18 protein-coding genes are annotated in these 18,001 nt (G+C 66.1%); 13 read left to right on the forward strand and 5 right to left on the reverse strand.

All coding sequences use genetic code 11. From position 1 onward, the window contains the following. Nucleotides 1–95 precede the first annotated feature (95 nt). Entirely contained in the window at nucleotides 96–323 is a 228-nt protein-coding gene (locus BLQ62_RS00360; RefSeq protein WP_139184101.1) for a hypothetical protein, read from the reverse strand. A 92-nt stretch (nucleotides 324–415) separates the two neighbouring features. After that, nucleotides 416–745: a hypothetical protein gene (locus tag BLQ62_RS00365; RefSeq protein WP_068563605.1), complete on the reverse strand. Its 330-nt coding sequence runs from the start codon at nucleotides 743–745 to the stop codon at nucleotides 416–418. Nucleotides 746–931: 186 nt separating this feature from the next. Between BLQ62_RS00365 and BLQ62_RS00370 the strand changes: the two genes are divergently transcribed. Next, nucleotides 932–1,438, forward strand: coding sequence for a helix-turn-helix domain-containing protein (locus tag BLQ62_RS00370; RefSeq protein ID WP_139184102.1), 507 nt, complete (start codon nucleotides 932–934; stop codon nucleotides 1,436–1,438). 275 nt (nucleotides 1,439–1,713) lie between these two features. Here the strand turns inward: BLQ62_RS00370 and BLQ62_RS00375 are convergent, their stop codons facing one another. Both BLQ62_RS00375 and BLQ62_RS00380 read right to left on the reverse strand, forming a co-directional pair. Next, on the reverse strand, nucleotides 1,714–2,727 hold the full coding sequence (locus BLQ62_RS00375) for a GAF domain-containing protein (protein ID WP_068563609.1): 1,014 nt from the start codon (nucleotides 2,725–2,727) through the stop codon (nucleotides 1,714–1,716). A 14-nt stretch (nucleotides 2,728–2,741) separates the two neighbouring features. Further along, nucleotides 2,742–4,082 (reverse strand): cytochrome P450, encoded by a 1,341-nt coding sequence (locus BLQ62_RS00380; protein ID WP_082756139.1) that lies wholly within the window; start codon nucleotides 4,080–4,082, stop codon nucleotides 2,742–2,744. A 155-nt stretch (nucleotides 4,083–4,237) separates the two neighbouring features. Between BLQ62_RS00380 and BLQ62_RS23120 the strand changes: the two genes are divergently transcribed. Continuing rightward, complete coding sequence (locus BLQ62_RS23120; protein WP_139184103.1) at nucleotides 4,238–4,666, forward strand: helix-turn-helix transcriptional regulator; 429 nt, start codon at nucleotides 4,238–4,240, stop codon at nucleotides 4,664–4,666. Here the strand turns inward: BLQ62_RS23120 and BLQ62_RS00385 are convergent. Beyond that, nucleotides 4,641–6,302 carry a hypothetical protein gene (locus BLQ62_RS00385; RefSeq protein ID WP_139184104.1) on the reverse strand — a complete coding sequence of 554 codons (1,662 nt, stop codon included), beginning with the start codon at nucleotides 6,300–6,302 and terminating at the stop codon, nucleotides 4,641–4,643. The genes BLQ62_RS23120 and BLQ62_RS00385 overlap by 26 nt on opposite strands. 957 nt (nucleotides 6,303–7,259) lie before the next feature. Here BLQ62_RS00385 and BLQ62_RS00395 point away from each other — a divergent pair. From BLQ62_RS00395 to BLQ62_RS00445, 11 genes are all read left to right on the forward strand, one after another. Beyond that, nucleotides 7,260–8,921: a cutinase family protein gene (locus BLQ62_RS00395; protein WP_082756141.1), complete on the forward strand. Its 1,662-nt coding sequence runs from the start codon at nucleotides 7,260–7,262 to the stop codon at nucleotides 8,919–8,921. A 209-nt stretch (nucleotides 8,922–9,130) separates the two neighbouring features. Beyond that, a complete protein-coding gene (locus BLQ62_RS00400; protein WP_068563620.1) occupies nucleotides 9,131–9,616 on the forward strand; it encodes a hypothetical protein in 486 nt (161 codons plus the stop codon). Between the two features lie 85 nt (nucleotides 9,617–9,701). Then, nucleotides 9,702–11,036, forward strand: coding sequence for a CpaE/TadZ family protein (locus BLQ62_RS00405; RefSeq protein WP_068563622.1), 1,335 nt, complete (start codon nucleotides 9,702–9,704; stop codon nucleotides 11,034–11,036). Nucleotides 11,037–11,041: 5 nt separating this feature from the next. Then, nucleotides 11,042–11,665 carry a hypothetical protein gene (locus tag BLQ62_RS00410; protein ID WP_139184105.1) on the forward strand — a complete coding sequence of 208 codons (624 nt, stop codon included), beginning with the start codon at nucleotides 11,042–11,044 and terminating at the stop codon, nucleotides 11,663–11,665. Nucleotides 11,666–11,675: 10 nt separating this feature from the next. Beyond that, on the forward strand, nucleotides 11,676–11,984 hold the full coding sequence (locus BLQ62_RS00415) for a hypothetical protein (RefSeq protein WP_068563627.1): 309 nt from the start codon (nucleotides 11,676–11,678) through the stop codon (nucleotides 11,982–11,984). 17 nt (nucleotides 11,985–12,001) lie between these two features. Next, nucleotides 12,002–12,298, forward strand: a complete 297-nt coding sequence (locus BLQ62_RS00420) for a hypothetical protein (protein ID WP_068563629.1) — start codon at nucleotides 12,002–12,004, stop codon at nucleotides 12,296–12,298. Beyond that, nucleotides 12,295–12,936 (forward strand): DUF8175 domain-containg protein, encoded by a 642-nt coding sequence (locus tag BLQ62_RS00425; protein WP_068563631.1) that lies wholly within the window; start codon nucleotides 12,295–12,297, stop codon nucleotides 12,934–12,936. Before BLQ62_RS00420 ends, BLQ62_RS00425 begins: the two co-directional genes overlap by 4 nt. Beyond that, nucleotides 12,933–13,838, forward strand: coding sequence for a DUF8175 domain-containg protein (locus tag BLQ62_RS00430; RefSeq protein ID WP_068563633.1), 906 nt, complete (start codon nucleotides 12,933–12,935; stop codon nucleotides 13,836–13,838). The genes BLQ62_RS00425 and BLQ62_RS00430 overlap by 4 nt, the downstream gene beginning before the upstream one ends. A gap of 146 nt (nucleotides 13,839–13,984) precedes the next feature. Continuing rightward, complete coding sequence (locus BLQ62_RS00435) at nucleotides 13,985–15,337, forward strand: TrbL/VirB6 family protein (RefSeq protein ID WP_483162416.1); 1,353 nt, start codon at nucleotides 13,985–13,987, stop codon at nucleotides 15,335–15,337. Between the two features lie 72 nt (nucleotides 15,338–15,409). Then, entirely contained in the window at nucleotides 15,410–16,903 is a 1,494-nt protein-coding gene (locus tag BLQ62_RS00440; RefSeq protein WP_331711099.1) for an SCO6880 family protein, read from the forward strand. Nucleotides 16,904–16,918: 15 nt separating this feature from the next. Next, nucleotides 16,919–17,992: a hypothetical protein gene (locus BLQ62_RS00445; protein ID WP_139184107.1), complete on the forward strand. Its 1,074-nt coding sequence runs from the start codon at nucleotides 16,919–16,921 to the stop codon at nucleotides 17,990–17,992. Nucleotides 17,993–18,001 lie beyond the last annotated feature (9 nt).

The raw sequence follows: 18,001 nt of genomic DNA on the forward strand, positions 1-18,001 counted from the left end.
CTCTGACCCGGCTTGGTGGACCTGGCCTGTTCTGCGCCTCCGCTATGGAATTGAGGGTTGGATCGCGCAGCTCATGCCGCCGCGCAGGCCTCACATCACGATGCGGTCCGCAGCACCTCCCGATGCTTGGCCCGGTCACCGGCGAACAGCATCGCCTGGTTCTGGGGCATGACGACGGTGCCGTCACGTACCGCCTCGACGAGCAGGCATAGCCACTCGTTCAAGTTGGTGCCCTCGTCTTTGGCCCGTTGAGTGGCGTAGTCCAGCAGATCCGGACTCGCACGCCACAGCTTCGCCTTGCGCTCACCCTTGCTTGCCGTCATGGTCACCATCCTGATATCCGAACGCCGGAATTCTGAGGAGGCGCGCCGAGGGAGTCGGATATCAACTCGCCAGGCTCGGGGCGCGCAACGTACTAGGCGGCCCGCCGGACCTCAGGGGTCGGCAGCTTCGTGGAACGCGTGCGGAGGTATCGCTTGCTACTGACAGGCTTTCCCCGTGACCCGAAGAACACTCCCGCCCAGAGCGCTTCCCGCAGTGGATCCGCATCTGGATCGCCCAAGTGCACCTCGAGCATCTGCCGGCAGGTCGTGTTGAGAATCGGGCAGCTCATGCAGGCGTTGTACATGTCGCGGATAGCGTCCGTCTCCTGGCTGCTGAGGTCGAGCCAGGCGTCCGGGTTCCCGTCGCAGCCACGCGCCTGATCGTCGTCGGCGCGGCGGGTGACTACTTCGCGCTTCAGCATTCGGTGCTCCCCTTCTGTATCGAAGTCTCCTCGAGCGATGTCGTGAGTGGGCATTCATCCCTCACTGCGTACGGTACTGTATTTTCGTCAGCTATTACAGTCAGGTATTGCAGTCCTGTTAGAAGCTGGGCCCGCTGAGCGGCACGATCAGGAGGATCTTTGCGTCGTCGTCGTTCAGGAGGTGTAGTGGCACGGGTCGTGCAGCGGGAGTTCTCCGCACGCCAGTTCCGCGCACTCCTCGATGAGTTCGAGCTCTCAACTGCCGAGCTGGCGCGGCGATCCGGGGTATCCGTGTCGTCGATCAGTAAGTGGCAACGCGAGGGGCGAAAGTCGCAGACCACTCCGCAGGTTGACGTCCTCTGGACTGCCGTCGCCGCGATCGCAGCCGTGGCCATCGCATCCGGGCGCGGCGAGTATGCCGAGCAAACTGCTATCGAGGTCACGGACCGGCTGATGGAGAGGGTCATCGTCGTGCCGGCGGAACGCCGCGAGCTTGCCGACTGGCGCGCTCTGCGCGGATTTGTGCAGCCAGATCTCGCGCAGCGGGCAGAGGTGTCTACCTCGCTCCTCTCACTTCTTGAGAGGGGTGCCGCGACGTTAACCGACGAGGTCGCAGACCGCCTTGCTGCAGTCTTGAGAGTGAGCCCCGACGAGGTGCGCAGGGCATGGCTGCGTACGAAGACCCGCCCGTAGCTGGGGATCTCGAACGGCGGTACGCCGACAAGGTCGCAGAACACAGACTTCTCCCAAAGTAGGTGTGTTCAGCGACCGAGCGCAGCCAGCTACGTCGGGAACATCCTCCCCTGCCTAGACGGGGGAGCGCTGCCGTTGCTCCATCAACGAATGGAGCTTGGGCCAGAGATTACAAACAGATCACGACGAACGCAAGTCGGTAGCGGCACAACCGATCCCACTGAAACATCTAGGCGAAATGTGTCGCACCGTGTCCGAATTAACGGACTCGTTCGTCAGTGTTCCCACATCTCGACGATGTAGAGGTCCTCGACGGAGTTGCCGCCGCCGGGGAGCGCGTAGGGCCGGATCGCCGCCTGCATGGAGTGCCACTCGCCGTCCCCGCCCATGATCCGGATGGGCGTCGGCTTAGCAGCGAAGGCTACGTCAGTACGGCCGATGTTGGCGGCCGCGAAGGCTGCCCGATCGTCGGGATGGATGAAGTCGGTGCTTCGAGGCGAGGTCTCCTGGAACCACGGCGGCGTCTCTCCGAGCCACATGACGAGGAAGATGTCCCGGCGTTCGCTGGGAGTCGTAAGGGTGGCCGCGAGCGCAGCGTACCGGCCGACAGCCGCGGACAGAGCACTGAGTCCGAGTGCCTCAGGCGTGGGGATCTTCGGCTCAATGCCGAACTGCTCGACGTCGTAGAAGAGGATCTTCATGATGTTGCCGTCGATACCCCTGCAGATCATGAGCCAGGGCATGACTTTGGCGGTCGTGACGTTGAAGATTGAGGCGTCGATCAGAACCTTCTTGTCGGGCGTGGGTGCGAGGCCGGCGGCGACGACCTCTGCCGCACCGTCGGATCGGAGCTGACGTCCCGTGAACTGCTGAACGGACAGGTATTCCCGCTCGCCTCCGCCGCTCATCATGTAGCTGTCACGCGTCTGGTGAATGCACTGCTGATCGAGTATCCACCGATCGCCGGCCGCTGGCGGGACCGAGGTCGGTTCCTGGTCACGCGGACCAACCCAGAGATGGAGGGCGTAACAGTCGCCTTCCGGGCGCTCTGGGCGACGGTTGGGGTCCTGCCGTTCTGGGCCGAGAACGGGGTGGACGACGACGAGCTGGTCATCATCGAATTGCGCGTCAACCACCGTCGCCTTCTTGTGGTAGCACTCCGCGAGGAGCGGAAGCAGTTTGTGCCCCTTCGGCAAGCGCTTCGGGGAGGTCCACTGACGCTCGATTCCGTCGGCCGCGACGACAGTGGCGGCTTCGATGCCGTGCATGGTTTCGATGAAGTACCACATAATGTCTCGCTCTTTCAGGATCGTGCGGTGAAGGTGTACATACGGGGCTCAGGGCGGAGCGTGGCCCGCTCGACGAAGGCCAGGGGCCTGCGTGGCGTTGCGGGGATGATGTCGAACGCGGTGGCGAGCTGGGAGATCGCGAAGGTCGCCTCGTTCATGGCGAAGACGCGACCGATGCAGTCTCGAGGTCCGGTGCTGAACGGCTTGAAGAATCCGAGCTGCTCCCCGCGGTCGAACCGCTCAGGGCGGAACTGGTCCGCATCCGGTCCCCAGCTCTTGGGGTCGCGTTGCGCGGCCAGTGCGAGCACGAACGCCACGCGCCCCTTGGGGACGCGGTAGGCTCCGAGCTTCGTGTCCTTCTTCGCAATTCGGAAGAACCCGGGAGCCGGGGGATGCAGACGAAGGCACTCTCGCAGGAACCTCTGGACGTCTCGCTGGCGCGGAATGTCCTCGTAGGAGACGGCGCTGGCAGGTGTGTTTTCTGGGCGTCGTAGCACTTCTTGCCGATTGTCCTCTGCGGCGTAATAGAGGGCGGTCTCGAGGAGCGCCGCGGTGGTCTCATGGCCGGCGATGAGGAAGGTCACCGCCTGGTCGACGATCGTCTCCACGGGGAGACCGGTGGGAAGGAGCGCAGCGAGGATGTCAGTTGCATCGTCGGCGGCGGCGGGGTCGTAGTCGGCCAGACGCCGCTCGACGAGCTCCCGAATGGGTGCGCGCACCACCTCGGCAGACCGCTGCGCCTTCGCCAAGCGGTCACCGGCGCCGATGAGGGAAACGATCGGCAGTGAGTTCGATTCGGTGCTGGACCATTCGAGGATGGCGCGGACGGCCTGGAGGAAGTCGTCGTCCTGGAGGGGGACGTCGAACCCTGCAGAGCGGTAGCCGAATCCCGCTTGCGCGATGATCTCGACGGTCAGCCTTGTCATGAGGTCGTTGGCGTTGACAGGCTTGCCATTGCGGGATCGCAGGTGGTCGCACATCTCGTCGATGACACTCGCCATAGCGGTGTGATAGCGCCGCATGGCCGGCTGGGTGAACATCGGTTCGAGGGCCGATCGAACCGAGCCCCACGTCGGGTCGGAGTTCCGAACCGTGAAAAGTCCGTTCGGGACCAGGCGGCGCAGGAACTGCCCAGGGCCGGGTAGTGCACGCGACCATGCCTCCTCGTCGCACGCGTCAGCGGCAGCGTCGGCCGAACCGACGACGATCATGACGTCGTTGATGATCTTTCGCTCGTATACTCCACCGAGCTTCCTGGCCATGGCCGCTTCATGCTGGGTAGGCGTGGTGCGGCTTGCACCAAAAACATCACCGAGGACTGGCAGGCGGTAGGGAGGGTGCGGGATCGTGTCCATTGAGTGAGGTCCTTCCGAGCTTCTGTTTGCGGCTCAGAGCTTGGTCTCGCACGCTGGGCGATGCAAGGTCAGAGCCTACCGAGCGCACTGGAACGGAGTGTTACAGTGCGTTGATACAGCAACGGTACAGGTGTCGAATAACGGGGATGGGTGTGATGACCTTCGCGGACCGGCTCAACTCGCTGTTTGAGACGAAGCCTGATCCTGCTACTGGGCTCGCGTACACGACTGCCGCAGTAGCGCAGGGAGTTTCGAAAGCTGGTAAACCGCTATCTGCCCCCTACCTTTCCCAGTTGAGAGGAGGCCGGCCAGGCAAGGTCTCCATCGACGTGGTCGTCGGTCTCGCGAAGTGGTTCGACGTTTCTGTCGACTATTTCGTTGAAGACGCCGAGTACAGCGAGAGAGTACGCGGCAAGGACTCGAACCTAGGCCTCCCCGACGACGGTGCCGTCGAGATCGCATATCGGTCTGCCGACCTCTCGGAGAGTTCCCGTGCCCGAGTGCTTGCGCTCACCGAGCTGCTCCGCCGAGCTGAGCAGCTCGGCGGGGCCCCAGACGCTAGTGCGGGAGAACCAACAGAGTGAGGATCACCGTGCTGATCCCGAGTACGGCGCCCGACAGGACCTGTCCAACGGTGTGGTCTCGAAGCTGAACCCTCGCCCATCCAATGAGGGGGAGCGCGGCCGAGGCGAGGAGCCATGGCGGGTCGACGAGCGCCGCGAGCAAAACAGTTGTCCCCGCCCATACGGCCATGTGCACACTGATCTTGTACTTGCCCACCGTTGTCACCGCGCCGACGGCGACGATCGTGATGAAGCCTGCACACGAGAGTGCGATGACGGAACGGGGAGCACCCCAGAAGACCTCAGCCCAGATTCCGAGGGCCATGAACCCGACGATGATCGAAACTACGAGACCTCGGTGACGGCGGTCGCGGACGTGATGGTCGTCTGCCCTCCCGAGCTTCATCAGAGCGAGAATCGCGAGGATCGGTCCAACCCCTGCTACGAAGGCCGCAAGTGCCCCCCAGGCTAGTGCGTCCGCTGCTGCTCCCACATACAGTGCAGCGAGTGTGTTTACAAGCCACGGAGCGGACAGCTCGGTGATCAGGCGGGCAGAGGAGGTGCGCGTCGTAGCAGCTTTCACGCCTCCATCCTGGTCGAGATCCTGCAGAAGGCGCGAACGGCATTCCGGGAGCGCGCGCAACACCTCGTCGAGCCACTCAGCGGGGCGCTGGCCAACGGGGACCGCGAGCATCCCCGGCTGGAGCTCTGGCCGCGCTGGCGCCGACGTCGGAATGCTGAGCCATTGGGCAACCGCTACCGCATCCGGGTCGACCCGCGCTTCGGAGACTGGTTGCGGCAGGAGCAAAGTCAGAAAGTCCAGCACAGCGGTCGCTCGAACGTCTGCTCGCCTGCTCAGAGAAAGACCACCAACTCTCCAGTTCGCTGCGAGCTGCGGATCGACGTGTGTCACTTGGCAATAGATCGGCCCCTGGCGCAAGAGCAGTCGGATGGAATGCCCGGTGCGTCGAACTGGGACCCAGCAGAAGGACGCGATCAGGAGTGCTGCGCCGAGCGCACCGAGAACCGACATGACCTTGAACAGGGCCGTCAGGTGAGGCTCAATGTCGATCGTGAGTGCCGCGATCAAGGCCGACGATCGGAAGATCGCATATAACGCAAGTATCACCGAGCCTGAAACAAGAAGGATCATCGGTACCCGCATGGCGACATTGCGAGTTAGAGGAATTGCGAAGTAAGCGACTCTGCCGCAAGCCAACCCCGCGTATATTTGAACAATGAGGAATGCGCCACCGTAGTACCTATTACCAGCGTATCGGGCGGCAAATTCGTAGACGCTAAGTCCGGCAGGAATCGCAGGTCCTAGCGCGAACAGCACGATGACTGATAGGCCGAGCACGGCGGCGCCGAGCGCCAGGCGCCGGAAGACTCTCCCGAGTCGTGCCGGCTGGGCGAGGCCGGCAACTACGACCTCAGCGCCGACGCATGCCGTGACAAGCAGCAGTTGTTGCGCACAACTGATCACCGCGGTGTTGAGTCCGAGTGTCGATAACACTCGGGTGTTCGAGGTGGTTAGGGCCGCGAGGGCGGCCAGGACGATGATCGTTCCGAGAGCAGGTTCGACTCGCGGGTGGCGGGACCAGCGGATGTATCGAACAGCCGCGGCGATCCATAGCGCACCAGCGAGGGCTATCACAAGAAGATCGACTCGCGCGGGGCACGCCGCGCGGCCTCGATGCGACTAGTGATCAGTGAGGCGAAGCGTTCCGCGTCTCGCTCCGCACGGCGGTGTGCAGAGGCACAGCCACCGCGCCCCTGATGGTCATGGCGCAGCATGAGGTGGCCGAGTTCGTGGGCGACCGTCCAGTCTCTGGCCGCCAATCCCACCGCGACCTCGAAGACCTCCTGGCCGTCGGGGTAGCGGACCCATCGCCCGAACGCTCCAAACGGCAGGACCGCGTCTCGCACGCTGATCCGAGCCCCCTGCGCTTGAGCCACGGCGTCTACGACGGCATCAATGGTCAGCTCGGATGTGGCCGCGTGCCTGCGATGTGCGTCGAGAGCACGAGCCACTGCTGCTCTGACGACGTCATATCGCAGCATCGCTCCCCCGTTTCCGCGGCATGTAGAACGCTGGCGTCCAGCCGTGATGGAAGAATACCCATGCACTAGGGTGAATGGGAAACTGTACCAGCGCGTAACTTTACGAACCGCAATCCGGTAAATTTTATTTGGGGACGCTACGGGGGTGTCCGGGCCATTTAGCTCGATAGTGTGATGGGCACCGCAGCGTTGATCCATCAACGCAGTGGGAGAACAAGAGGGTGGGTGCCCCGCCGTCGGATCTCGTGCGACAAGCGCATGAAGCACACGGATACACGGCGGCAGGACACCCTGACAGGGCATGTAGTGGTCCCTGCAGATCGCAGTCTACCTGGTGGTCAGCGGTCTGCGGGGTGTGGCTTGAAGGCAGAACTGCCTCTGGTCGGTGGAAGAAGAAACGGCAAATTTCAAACCCGACACCGGCCAGAGGCAGCAGCGACGTACAGGGAGGCTAGGCCCCATACGTCTGCGAGTGTACTGCTCAGCAGACGTCGGGGGTAGAGCCGCCAGACTATGCGCACCTCGGAAGGGGTGCGCGGAGGTAGGCGTGATGGACTCTCCGACACGACTCCGCGGCATCATCGCCGCACTGACTGCTGTTGCGGCGGTGGCGCTTCAGGTGACAGCGCTGGCCGGATCGGCGGCAGGGGCACCGTCGTGCCCGTCGCTGATGGTCTACGGAATCCAGGGCACGGGGCAGTCGAGTCCGGGCGCGTCGACGACCGCCGATACGGGGTTCCTGTCGGACGTATTCAAGCCCGCGCTGGCCGCGGCGAAGGGCACCGTCGACCGGGCGTATGTGCCGTACGAGGCGAGCTTTGGCGGTGCCGGGCCGAGCACGCCGGGCCAGACCGCGCCGTACAGCGAGAGCGTGCAGAACGCGGGCAACAAGGCGATCGAGATGATCGGCGCCAAGCACAAGTCGTGCCCTTCAACGAAGTTCGGCCTCGTCGGCTACAGCCAGGGGGCGCATGCGGTTCGCGGCGTCCTGAACGATGTGCTGGACGGGAAGACCGCTATCAAGCCGGAGGATCTCGCGCTCGTCGCGAACTTCGGTGACCCGGGCCGCCCGCCCGGGGCTTCGCTGTTTCCGGAGCGCCCGGGCCAGGTCAGCCCTTCACCGGTGCCCGGGACGGCCGGCACCGAGGTCTCGAAGGTGATCGCGTCCGTGACCAGTGCACCGAGCGGTGGCGGGATCGGTCCGGAGAAGGACGTGATGAGGCAGGTCGGCGAGGTCGCGGGCCGATACGCCTCGTTCTGCACCCCGGGTGATCTGGCGTGCGATGCGCCGACGTCGGCGCCGCTGACGCACTTGATCACCAACATCGCCGGTCAGTCGGTCCTCGACCAGAACGACCCGCTCAAGTCGGCGCAGACTATCGCGCAGGCACTCGCGATGACGGTGGTCAAGACGCTCAGCCCGGGAATGGCTCCGCAGCAGGCCTCGTCGAACGTGCAACCGGGTCAGGCGGTGTCGCTCTCGGAGCGTCTGTCGGCCGCGAGCGATCCGCGCACGCCGATGCCGGCTGCTGTGCCGGCCCCGTTGCAGTCGCTGTTCCAGCTCGGGTTGATCGGCGGGAACGGCGCGGTCTCGCAGCCGAGTGCGGTGACGACGCAGAATCCGCTCGCTGCGCTGGCCAACGCTGGCGCGGGGAGCCCGAAGGCGCTGCAGAGCGTGATGGGTGCTCAGGGCTCCAGCGGTAACGGGGGCCTGGTGGAGTTGGTCCCGCCGTTGACCTCGGACCGGTCGGTCCTGAGCACTTTCGGTTCGATCGGTGACCTGTTCACCTCGAACGCCGAGCTGTTCAATCTGGCGACCGCGTTCAAGTACTGGGATGCAGGCAAGGCGCACACCTCGTACGGCTCGGTGGCGGCGACCCCGAACGGGAAGCCGCCGACGCGTTTCGTCGCGGACTGGATCATCGCTGCGGGTAAGGACATTGCCCGCGGAGTTACGAGCCAGGTGCCGTCCAAGCAGGGGCCGCTGGGCCTTCCTGCGTTGCCTGCCCTGGACATCCCGGGGGCAGTGAGCACCTTGATGACGGTGCCGAAGGTCACCGGTGAAGCCACCCAAGGACAGTTCGGGGCGTTGACGGGGATCGTGCCGGGTGTCGGTGGCGAGTCTGGAAGCGCGCTGCCCAGCTCCTCGATCAAGCCGGTGAACGTGCCCGGCATTGGTGACTTGCCGCCGTTCATGGTTGGGCAGCCATGAACGAGTGGCTTCCTACGCGCGGTGGTGCGGTGCCGGTCTCCCCCCGGACCGCCCGTGCCACCGCGCGCCGCCGCCCCAATGCCGTCTCGGCAGGTCAAACGTGGTGGACAAGCACCCACCCGGAACAGCGTGCGATACCTACGGCGCTGAATGCGGTCCTGCCGCCCGCGCTGCCCCCGCGCCGGCGGATCCATGGTCCTGAGAGCTTCGTGGTCGCAGGCTGCGCCGCGGCCGCCGTGGCGGTCCTCGCGATGGGGACCGTCGCCGGGCTCGAGCTGGCGATCGGAGTCGTCCCAGGAGTCGTGTCGTCGGTGCGTCCCGCGGGCGACGGACTGCACCTCGAGCGGGCGGCGGCGCAGGTTCCCGGTGACTGCCTTCCGAGCGCACCGTCGGCCGAGCTGCGGGCGGCGAACGCCGTGGCGTTCGTGGCATCGGGTTTCGGCGACGACCGCGTGGCACTGCCGGCGAGTCCGGCCGCGACTGGCCGGGCGCGCGAACTGCGCTCGGGAGCCCCGGCACCGACGCAGTACTGCCCCGAGCTGTGGGCCGACGCCACCGCGGCGTCGTTCACTCTGGCCATCCCCCGCCGTCCGTCGGGAACTCAGCTCGTGACGCTCCGACTGGAGCGTCCCGCCCGAAGCGGCCCGATCGTCACCGCCATCACAGACCTTCTTCCTGCCCAACCAACGAAGTAACCCGAGAGGAAACACCATGACGACATCGCAGTGGAAGCCGCCCGCCAGCGCTTTCGAAGGATTCGAAACCGCCGCAAATCCCACGATGGATCCGCAGCAGGCGACTGCGACCAGCGACATGCACCTGCGGGCGGTCGAATCGCCCGCGACCGGCCAGCACGCCGCTCCCGAGGCCCCGGCCGCGGCCCGCGGCGGCTGGCAGCCCTCCGTGGCCATGCCGCCCGCCACCACGGCGGCGCCCACGCGGCCGACTCCGTCGACCGGCTCGATCCCGCTCCCCTTCGAGGAGGTGAGCACGGGGGCGATCGGGACCGCGAAGGCGCCCGTGAAGCCGAATCGGCGCCAGCGGCGCGCTGCCGACGGACCGAAGCGACCCGCGAAGTCCGGATGGCGTCGAGCGGTGCGCCGCGCGACGTTCGGCGGGTGGGATCCGGGCTGGAGTGACTGGGAGCTCGAGGAGGAGCACCTCGTGCACCGGATGCGCGTGCAGCCGCGGCCCGAGGGTGAGAACGTCACCGTCGTCAACGGTAAGGGCGGCGTCGGCAAGACGCTGACTGCTCTGGAGGTCTCCGAGACCCTGGCCTCCCGGCTCGGCGCCGTCCTCGCGGTCGTCGCCAACAACAACTGGGACTCGTTCCCGACCCGTATCGGCCAGCCCAGCGCGAACGATGTGCTCGACCTGATCGACGACCCGCACCTGTTCTACCGCGACGCCGACGGAATCCTCGTTCCCCAGCCGACCACAAGCGAGGCCCAGTTCGGCCAGTACACGGGCAAGGGCGCGACGTCGATCGACCGGCCGGGCCTGGAGCTGCTCGCGGGCCCGCGAGCGATCGCGTGCGAGCAGGCCCTGCGGCCGCAGGAGTACACGGCGCTCATGGAGGTCGCTCAGCGGCACTACCGGGTGCGGGTCTCGGACTGCGGCACCAACCTCAAGGACCCGCTCACGCGGGCCGTGATGGACCTGACCGACCTGGTGATCATCGTCGTCTCCCTCGACGCCGAGGGCCTCGGCGGCGCGCGAGAGGCCCTGACCTTCCTCCGGGACTTCCCCTCCGACCGCAAGGGCAAGCCCTTGGAGCCCATCCCGAGCCAGCGGCCCTACATCGGGCTGGCACAGCGTGTGGTGATCGTGATCAACGAGTTCGTCGACCCGGACAAAGCCGCAGTCCTCACCCCCGACCAGGCCGTGGCCGAGTTCACCGAACTCCTGCAGAACGTGCCCGGGGCACCGGCACTGGCCGACCCTCGCCGTCGGATCATCCGCGTCCCGTTCGACGGGCACGTTCGCAGTGGCGACCCGATCCGCGACGACCTGCTCAACCCCGAGTACAAGCGCTCCTTCCAGCGCATCGCCGCCGCGATCGCCGACGACTTCCAGCGGGAGCGCACCCGTCGAGTCCAGTTCCCGCAGCGGTGACGATCATGAGCCGACCCGAAACCCTTCTGACACCGGTCCCGGAACCGGTGGAACCGGCCTGGGGCGCCGCGGTCATCGCACCGGGCGCCGGCGAGACCCTGCCGACCCGCGTCGATGCGATCAGCTCGTCTGCGTTGTTCTGGCTGGTGGCATGCCATGGCGGTGCGGGCTCGTCGACCCTGTCGGCGTACCTCGGCGATTCCGCCGACAGCGGCCAAGCATGGCCCGGGCGCGAGGACGAGAGCCCCTACGTGGTGCTCGTCGCCCGCGAGAGCTTGGAGGGCCTGACCAGCATCCACAACGCGCTGCGCCAGTACCTCACCGGGAACACCCCCGAGGTGCAGGTGATCGCGATCGCGCTCGTCGCGGCCAGCCCCGCCAAGAAGCCGGCGCCGAGCATCCGCCGGTACCGGCAGCTCGTCGAGCAGATCGCTGAGGTGCCGATCTGGGAGATCGGCTGGCACGAGTACCTGCTGGCGACCGACCGGCACCACCTGCCGGTCATGACGCACCTCGACGCCGAGACACCCCGCAAGTGGTCACCGGACGTCAACGTCCCGCCGGACATCGACCGCCTCGGCCGCGCCGCCGCAACGGCCGTCCTCTCCGCCCACCTCAACACTCACTGAAAGGCACCCCATGTCCATCACGCGCACCGCCGGCTCCGCCGCGAGCCACCTCAACGCAGCAGTCACGGACCAGCTCGCGATCAGCCCGATCCCGATCCCTGGCCTCACTGACCGCCTGACCAACACCGTCGGCGGCTGGATCATGGGCCTGGTCCTCCTCGGCTGCCTCATCGGCTTTATCGTTGGCGCCGGGTTCTGGGTCTGGGACCGCTATTTCGAGGGCCACGGCGGCAAGAAGGGCATCGGCGGCATGTGCGTGGCCGTTGTCGCTGCCATCGCCGTCTACTCCGCCGGCTCCATCTTCGGCGCCATCAGCTAGACCCGGAGGTTCCAACGATGCGAACTGCGATCACGGCGACGGTCAACGTCGTGGCCATGAAGACTCCACCCCAGACGGTGATCGACCCGATCGTCACCCTGTTCGGGATGTTCCTGTGGCTGATCGTCGCACTCGGCCTGATCTGCTTCATCTTCTCGTGCGGGATCATGGTCGCCCAGCGATACGACATGGTGCCGGGCCTCAAGGCCATGCAGTGGATGAGCAAGAACATCATCGGCTGCATGGTGGCGGGCGTCGCCGCGCCGATCGCGGGCGTCGTCGTCATGGGTACGACCGGAACGGGCGGACTGTGAAGCGCCGCCCCGCCCTCGCTGCGGCCGCTGGCGTGCTGTGCGTGGCCGCGATCGGGACGGCGGTCCACCTCAACCAGGCCAGCACAGGACCCGCAGCACTCGACCTCGCCGCGCCCCCGACCAACGTCCGCTGGGTGACCTTCCAGGGCATGCAGATCCCGGAGGCGAACGAGGGCCCGCACAATGCGAGCGCGGTCGCACCGACCGGCTACGACCGGAGTCCGGCCGGCGCCGCGCTGGCCGCGATCAACGCGACGGTGCGCATGTCGGTCGCAGACCGCGACCAGTGGCCCGACGTGAGCCGACTGAACCTCGCGCCCGGCCCCGGACGCGAACGGTTCGCCGTCAACCGAGTGCAGGTCAGCATGGACCGCCCGGTCGCGCCCGGCGATGCAGAACGAGTCATCGGCTACCGCGTCCGGGCCTTCAACGAAGCCGGGGCGAACGTCGACATCTTCACCGAGGCACCCGACACCTCGAAACTCGTTACCTTTACCCAGGTCGCATGGACACACAACCAGGACTGGGGGCTGGTTGTGGCAAGCGCAGCAGATCACGACAACCGCAAGGTCGCGATCACCACCACCCCCGCTGACGCTGTCCTCCTCCCGCGGCCCGACACGAAAGGTGCACCATGAGCTACAACAACGACTACGACGAGGGCTACAAGGCCGTCCAGCAGACCGTCGGGAACCGCGTGCAGGCCGTGCGCAGCTCGCGGCCCTACCGGTACGGCACCCTCGGACTTTCCATCCTCGTGATCACAACGATCATCGCGGGCGCGGTATGGGTGTTGTTCACCAACCGGACTGACGAGAAAGCTGATTCACCCGCCGCCTCGAGCGTGCCGCCGGCGACGGCTCCCGCCGAAACCAACGGGCAGGATCCCGATGTGAGGGATCAGTTCGGAGCACCGTCCGCTGACGTGTTCGGGCGCGCCCTGGAGGTCCCACTGAACCCATTGGGCGCCGTTCTGCCGCAGCGCGCCGGCAAGAACCCGACGAACCCTTCCGCGGCACCCGAAGGCCTGATGTGGCAGAAGGTCTACGGTGCAGCGGTGCCCTTCTCCACGTCGGACGGGCCGACGAAGGTCGGCGCCGACGGGGTGCCTTCCGGCTTCTCTCAAACTCCCCGCGGAGCGATCCTCGCCGGGATGCAGGTGATGCGCCGCCTCGTGGGCGCTCCGCGTAACCAGGTCCCCGCGCTGCGGTCCGAAATGATGACCGTCCCTGCTGGAATGCCGCAGGAGAGCCTGGAATCACTCGTACCGACGTTCACACTTACCCAGGATGAGATCTTTGCGGCGAGCCCGATTCCGTTGGCATTCAAAGTCACTGAGGCGCGCAAAGACTACGTCCACTTCGAGGTAGCGAGCCCGGTGTCGGGGCAGCTCCAAGCACGGAACATCGTCGCAATCCGCACCTGGACCGACATGGTGTGGAAAGACGGGCACTGGAAAATGGTTGTGTCCACCGAAAACGTCCCTGCCGAGGCGCGCTATGTCTACGGCGCCCTCGACTCCAATTGGGTGAGGTGGTAATGGCGATGGTTACCCAAATCGCAGAGAAGACCTGCGAAGGTCTCCTCAGAAGGACGCGTGCGGCGCGTCAGCGTGTACTTCTTGCATTAGCACCAAGCCTCACGCTCGTTTTCGGATTCTTAGTTATCAGCAAACCCGCGGCAGCAATGGCCGACCCCGGTATATGTGGCAACGCATTCATAGGGTCGATTCCGGGAATTTGTGGATCGGGAATCGTTGGCAAAGCCGCTGAGGCCGCCGTGGGGGGGACGCTCGACAAGTTCGTCAACAGTCTCTACCAGGGCTACGAGACGATCTTGGTGTGGGCTCTTGGGTTCTGGGTGAAGCTCCCGACGCCGACGTTGGATTCGTCGAATTCGAGCTTGATGGCCGACATTCAGGAGTACACCGTCTGGATTCAGATCGTCGGTGTGTGCGCGAGCTTGATGTTCTTCGCTTCACGCATGGTGTGGAGCCGCCAGCAGGGGCTCGTCGACGAGGCCGAGGATGGATTCAAGGTCATCATCCGAGCCACCCTTGCGACCTCGTTCATCCCGATCGCGCTCACGGCCGGCGGCCGTGCTTCTGACGCCTTCTCGAGCTGGCTGGTCACGGAGTCGATCGGTCGCGATCCCGGAGACGGGTCGATCATCAAGAACTTCCTGCATCTGAATAAGCTCACGGGCGGCCAGCTCGGCACTGGCGTGTTGATGCTGGTGGGGATCGTCGGGGTCCTCGGCGCGTTCCTGCAGCTGATCTTCCTGATCGTGCGGCAGGCGATGTTGCTCATGGTCGTCGCGACTCTGCCGATCGCGGCGAGCTTCAGCGGTACAGGACCTGGTTCGCAGGCATATAGCAAGTTGATTGGCTGGTCCGTCGCTTTCTTGATGTTCAAACCTGTTGGTGCGCTGTGCTACTTCATTGCGTTCCGCGCGGCGGGCGCGAAGGATCCGAGCGAGCAGCAGGTTCTTCTCGCCATGGTGATGATGGGGATGTGCGCGTTCGTGCTGCCGTCCCTGATGCGCCTTCTCGGTGGCGGCGTGACCGGCTCGATGGGTTCCGGTGCGAGCGGCGCTGCCGCTGTCGGCGCCGCGGTAGGCGCTGGTGTGGCGATCGCTGGCCTGGCCGCGACGGGCGGCGGGAGCGCGGCTGCGGGAGCGTCGACGATGTCATCGCGGGCTGGTGCGGCAGGCGCGGCGAGCGGGGGTGGCGGCGTGCCGGGACTCGGCAGTGGAGGGGCCGGCGGTGCCGGAGAGGGCCAAGGCGGTCAGGCAAGTATGTCTCCTTCCTCAGAAGCCGACGGTGCGCCCGCGCAGTCTCCGGGGGCCCAGTCCGCGAGCGGTGGCGGGGGCGACAAGGACAAGTCGATCTCCCCGGCCATGAGCATGGCTGCTGCTGGTGCCGTCGCGGGCGGCGCGGCGGGCGGTGTGGGCAGCGAAACCGATGCGGGTTCGGATGTCCAGTTCCAGCCGCCGCCGCCGATGCGGTCGGGCTGGGGAGATAACGCCGCATCGAGTTAGTTGATCCGAACTCGCAGTAACTACATATCGTCTTGCTTCCCTGGCTAGAGGGAATTTGAGAGGAAACGGCAAATGTCTGAAAAAGTCACTCGGCGCAGGCTATTCCGCCCGCCATTGAAGTATCGGTCCGAGGGTGCAGCCGGTATGACCGTCACCGGCACTCTGGTCGTCATCGGAATTGTGATCATTGGTTTCATCGTGGCGATGGTTCCTTTCCCGGTGATCATGAAGCTCGGCATCATGATCCCCATCGTTATCTTCGGTATCGGCTTTGTCGTCTCCTTCCAGGGCCGGACGGTCTGGGAGCTGATCCTCGGCGGGATCGGCCGCGCACGGCAGGTCTCCGAGGGCGAGGCGATGTACCGGTCGGGCCCGTTCACCTCGATCCCGCACGGGACGCCGATTCCGGGGCTGGGTGTCACGAGCCAGGTGATCGACGTGCACCCCACGGACGGTTCCGAGCCGTTCGCGATGATCCAGTTGCGCTCGCGCCGGCTCTACACCGTGGTGTTGAGGGCTTGGCCGCAGGGCCGTGAGTGGGATGACGAGGCACGCAAGGACATGCGGGTCTCGCGGCTCGGCGACACGATCGCGTTCCTGGCTCAGACCGCGGACGTGGTGGCGATTGAGTCGGTGATCGAGACGGTGCCCGAGTCGGGGCAGATGGCGTCCGCGACGGTGCGCGCCCGCCTCTCCCCCGATGCGCCGGACGTCGTCAAGCAGTCGATGGTGGAGGCTGTCGAGGAGGTTCCGACCGCGGAGGTCCGCGGCGAGGCCCGGATCGCGATCACGTTTGCCGCAGACACCAGCTTCCGCAAGCGCGATCCGGAGGCGATGGGTACCGACATCACGCGCCGCCTGCGCCGGATCATGGACTACTTCGAGACCGCGGGCGTGCCGGTGCGGCCGATGCTCGAGTTCGAGCTGGCCGCGACGGTTCGGCGCAGTTTCTCACCCGGGCAGGAGCTGCAGATCGAGCGCGGCCTCGCTACCGGTGAGCCGATGGAAATCCCCTGGGAGGATGCCGGGCCGGTCTCGGCGTCCGATCAGCACGGCGTGTACATCCACGATGGCTGCCAGTCCGTGTCGTGGACGCTGGAGAAGCCGCCCGAGGCCACCTTCGACTCGCAGATCCTCTCGGAGCTGCTCCTCCCCCGCGCGGACCTGCCCCGCAAGCGGGTAGCGCTGATCTGGGAGCCCTACACGCCGTCGGAGGCCACCACGATCGTCAACCGCGATGACCGCGATGCGCGACAGGCGATGCGCCAGACCATCGGCGCGCAGATCTCCGAGCGGGCGATCGTCCGCAACGAACAGGCCTCGGCCGCGAAGTACGAGCAGGCCCGCGGCGCCGGCATGACCCGGTTGTCGATGATCGTCACGGCCACGGTGCCGGTGGGCGGTGACATCGCGCGGACCGAGGCGATGGTGACCAACCTGACGTCGGCAGCCGCTCTGAAGATGCGTTCCGCCAAGGGACAGCAGGGGCCGGCGTTCCTCGCCGGTCTGGGCATCGGCGTGCTGCTGCCGCAGGAGTCCTCGACCACCGACCGGCTCGCCGCGTAGAGGGGGATGACGATCATGAAGCTGAAGTCTTCGCGGCGCCGGCGGGCAGGCCGTGTCCCCGCGCAGCCGATGGGCACCACCGCGGCGATGACGATCGCGCAGTACACCGCGTCGGGTGGCCACGAGTTCGCGATGCTGCTGTGCAAGTCGAGCATGCACGCGACCGTGGTCCTCGATGCGGACACCGATCTGCAGACGTGGGCAGAGGTGTTCGGAGGCAACGACACCCTCAACTTCGGTAAGGCCTTCGACATTGCCGCGGTGACCGCGGTCGCCGAGACGACACCTCTCGGAGATGCGTTCGGGCAGTGGGCCGACGGCTACGGCTACCCTCCCGAAACTGCCGAGCACCTGGGCCTATCAACCCGGATCGCGGTCACGTTCAGCGTCTTCGGCAAGCCCAAGCAGCGCGACCTGGCTGAGGAACAGGCGCTGCAGATCGGCCGGCGGCTGCCCGCGCTGATCGCCTCGCTCTCGCAGATCGGCCTGGCTGTGCGGCCGCTGCGCGTCGACGAGGTGGAGGCTCTCGTCAACGACGCGGTCTGCGAGGGAATGATCGAGCGGGACGTCCCGCTCGATGCGTTCCGGGACGGCAAGTTCGTCGAGAAGCGGGATCGACTCGACCACGACGGATTCAGCAGCGTCTCAGGCACGATCGCTCCGCGGGCGATCCCGGAAGCCACGCTCGCGTACCTGTGCGCGCCGTCGTGGACGGCGGCGCGGCGACGGATCGCCGTCACCTACCGGCCCATCAAGCAGGACGAGATCGACGTCGAGCTGCTCGCGATGACCTCCGCCGCGGACGGCGACTCCGCTGACACCAGTGACGTCGACGTCGCTGAGGCAGAGGCGCCGGCTGCTGCCGGCGACGAGCGGCAGCACGTCATGAACCGTATGGGTGCGATCGTCACCGTCAGCGAGCCGGTGCAGATACTTCCCTCACTCGACGGTCTCCGCGAGGGCATGCCGCTGCGGACGCGTCTGGCGCTGCGCTTGGCCTACGACATGCAGGCGGCGATGTTCGCCGGCGGCCTCGGCATCGGGGTTCTGCTCCCCGATCACACGCTCATCCACGACATCGCGGTCTAGAGAGGACAC

Source organism: Tsukamurella pulmonis (assembly GCF_900103175.1).
Lineage (GTDB): Bacteria > Actinomycetota > Actinomycetes > Mycobacteriales > Mycobacteriaceae > Tsukamurella > Tsukamurella pulmonis.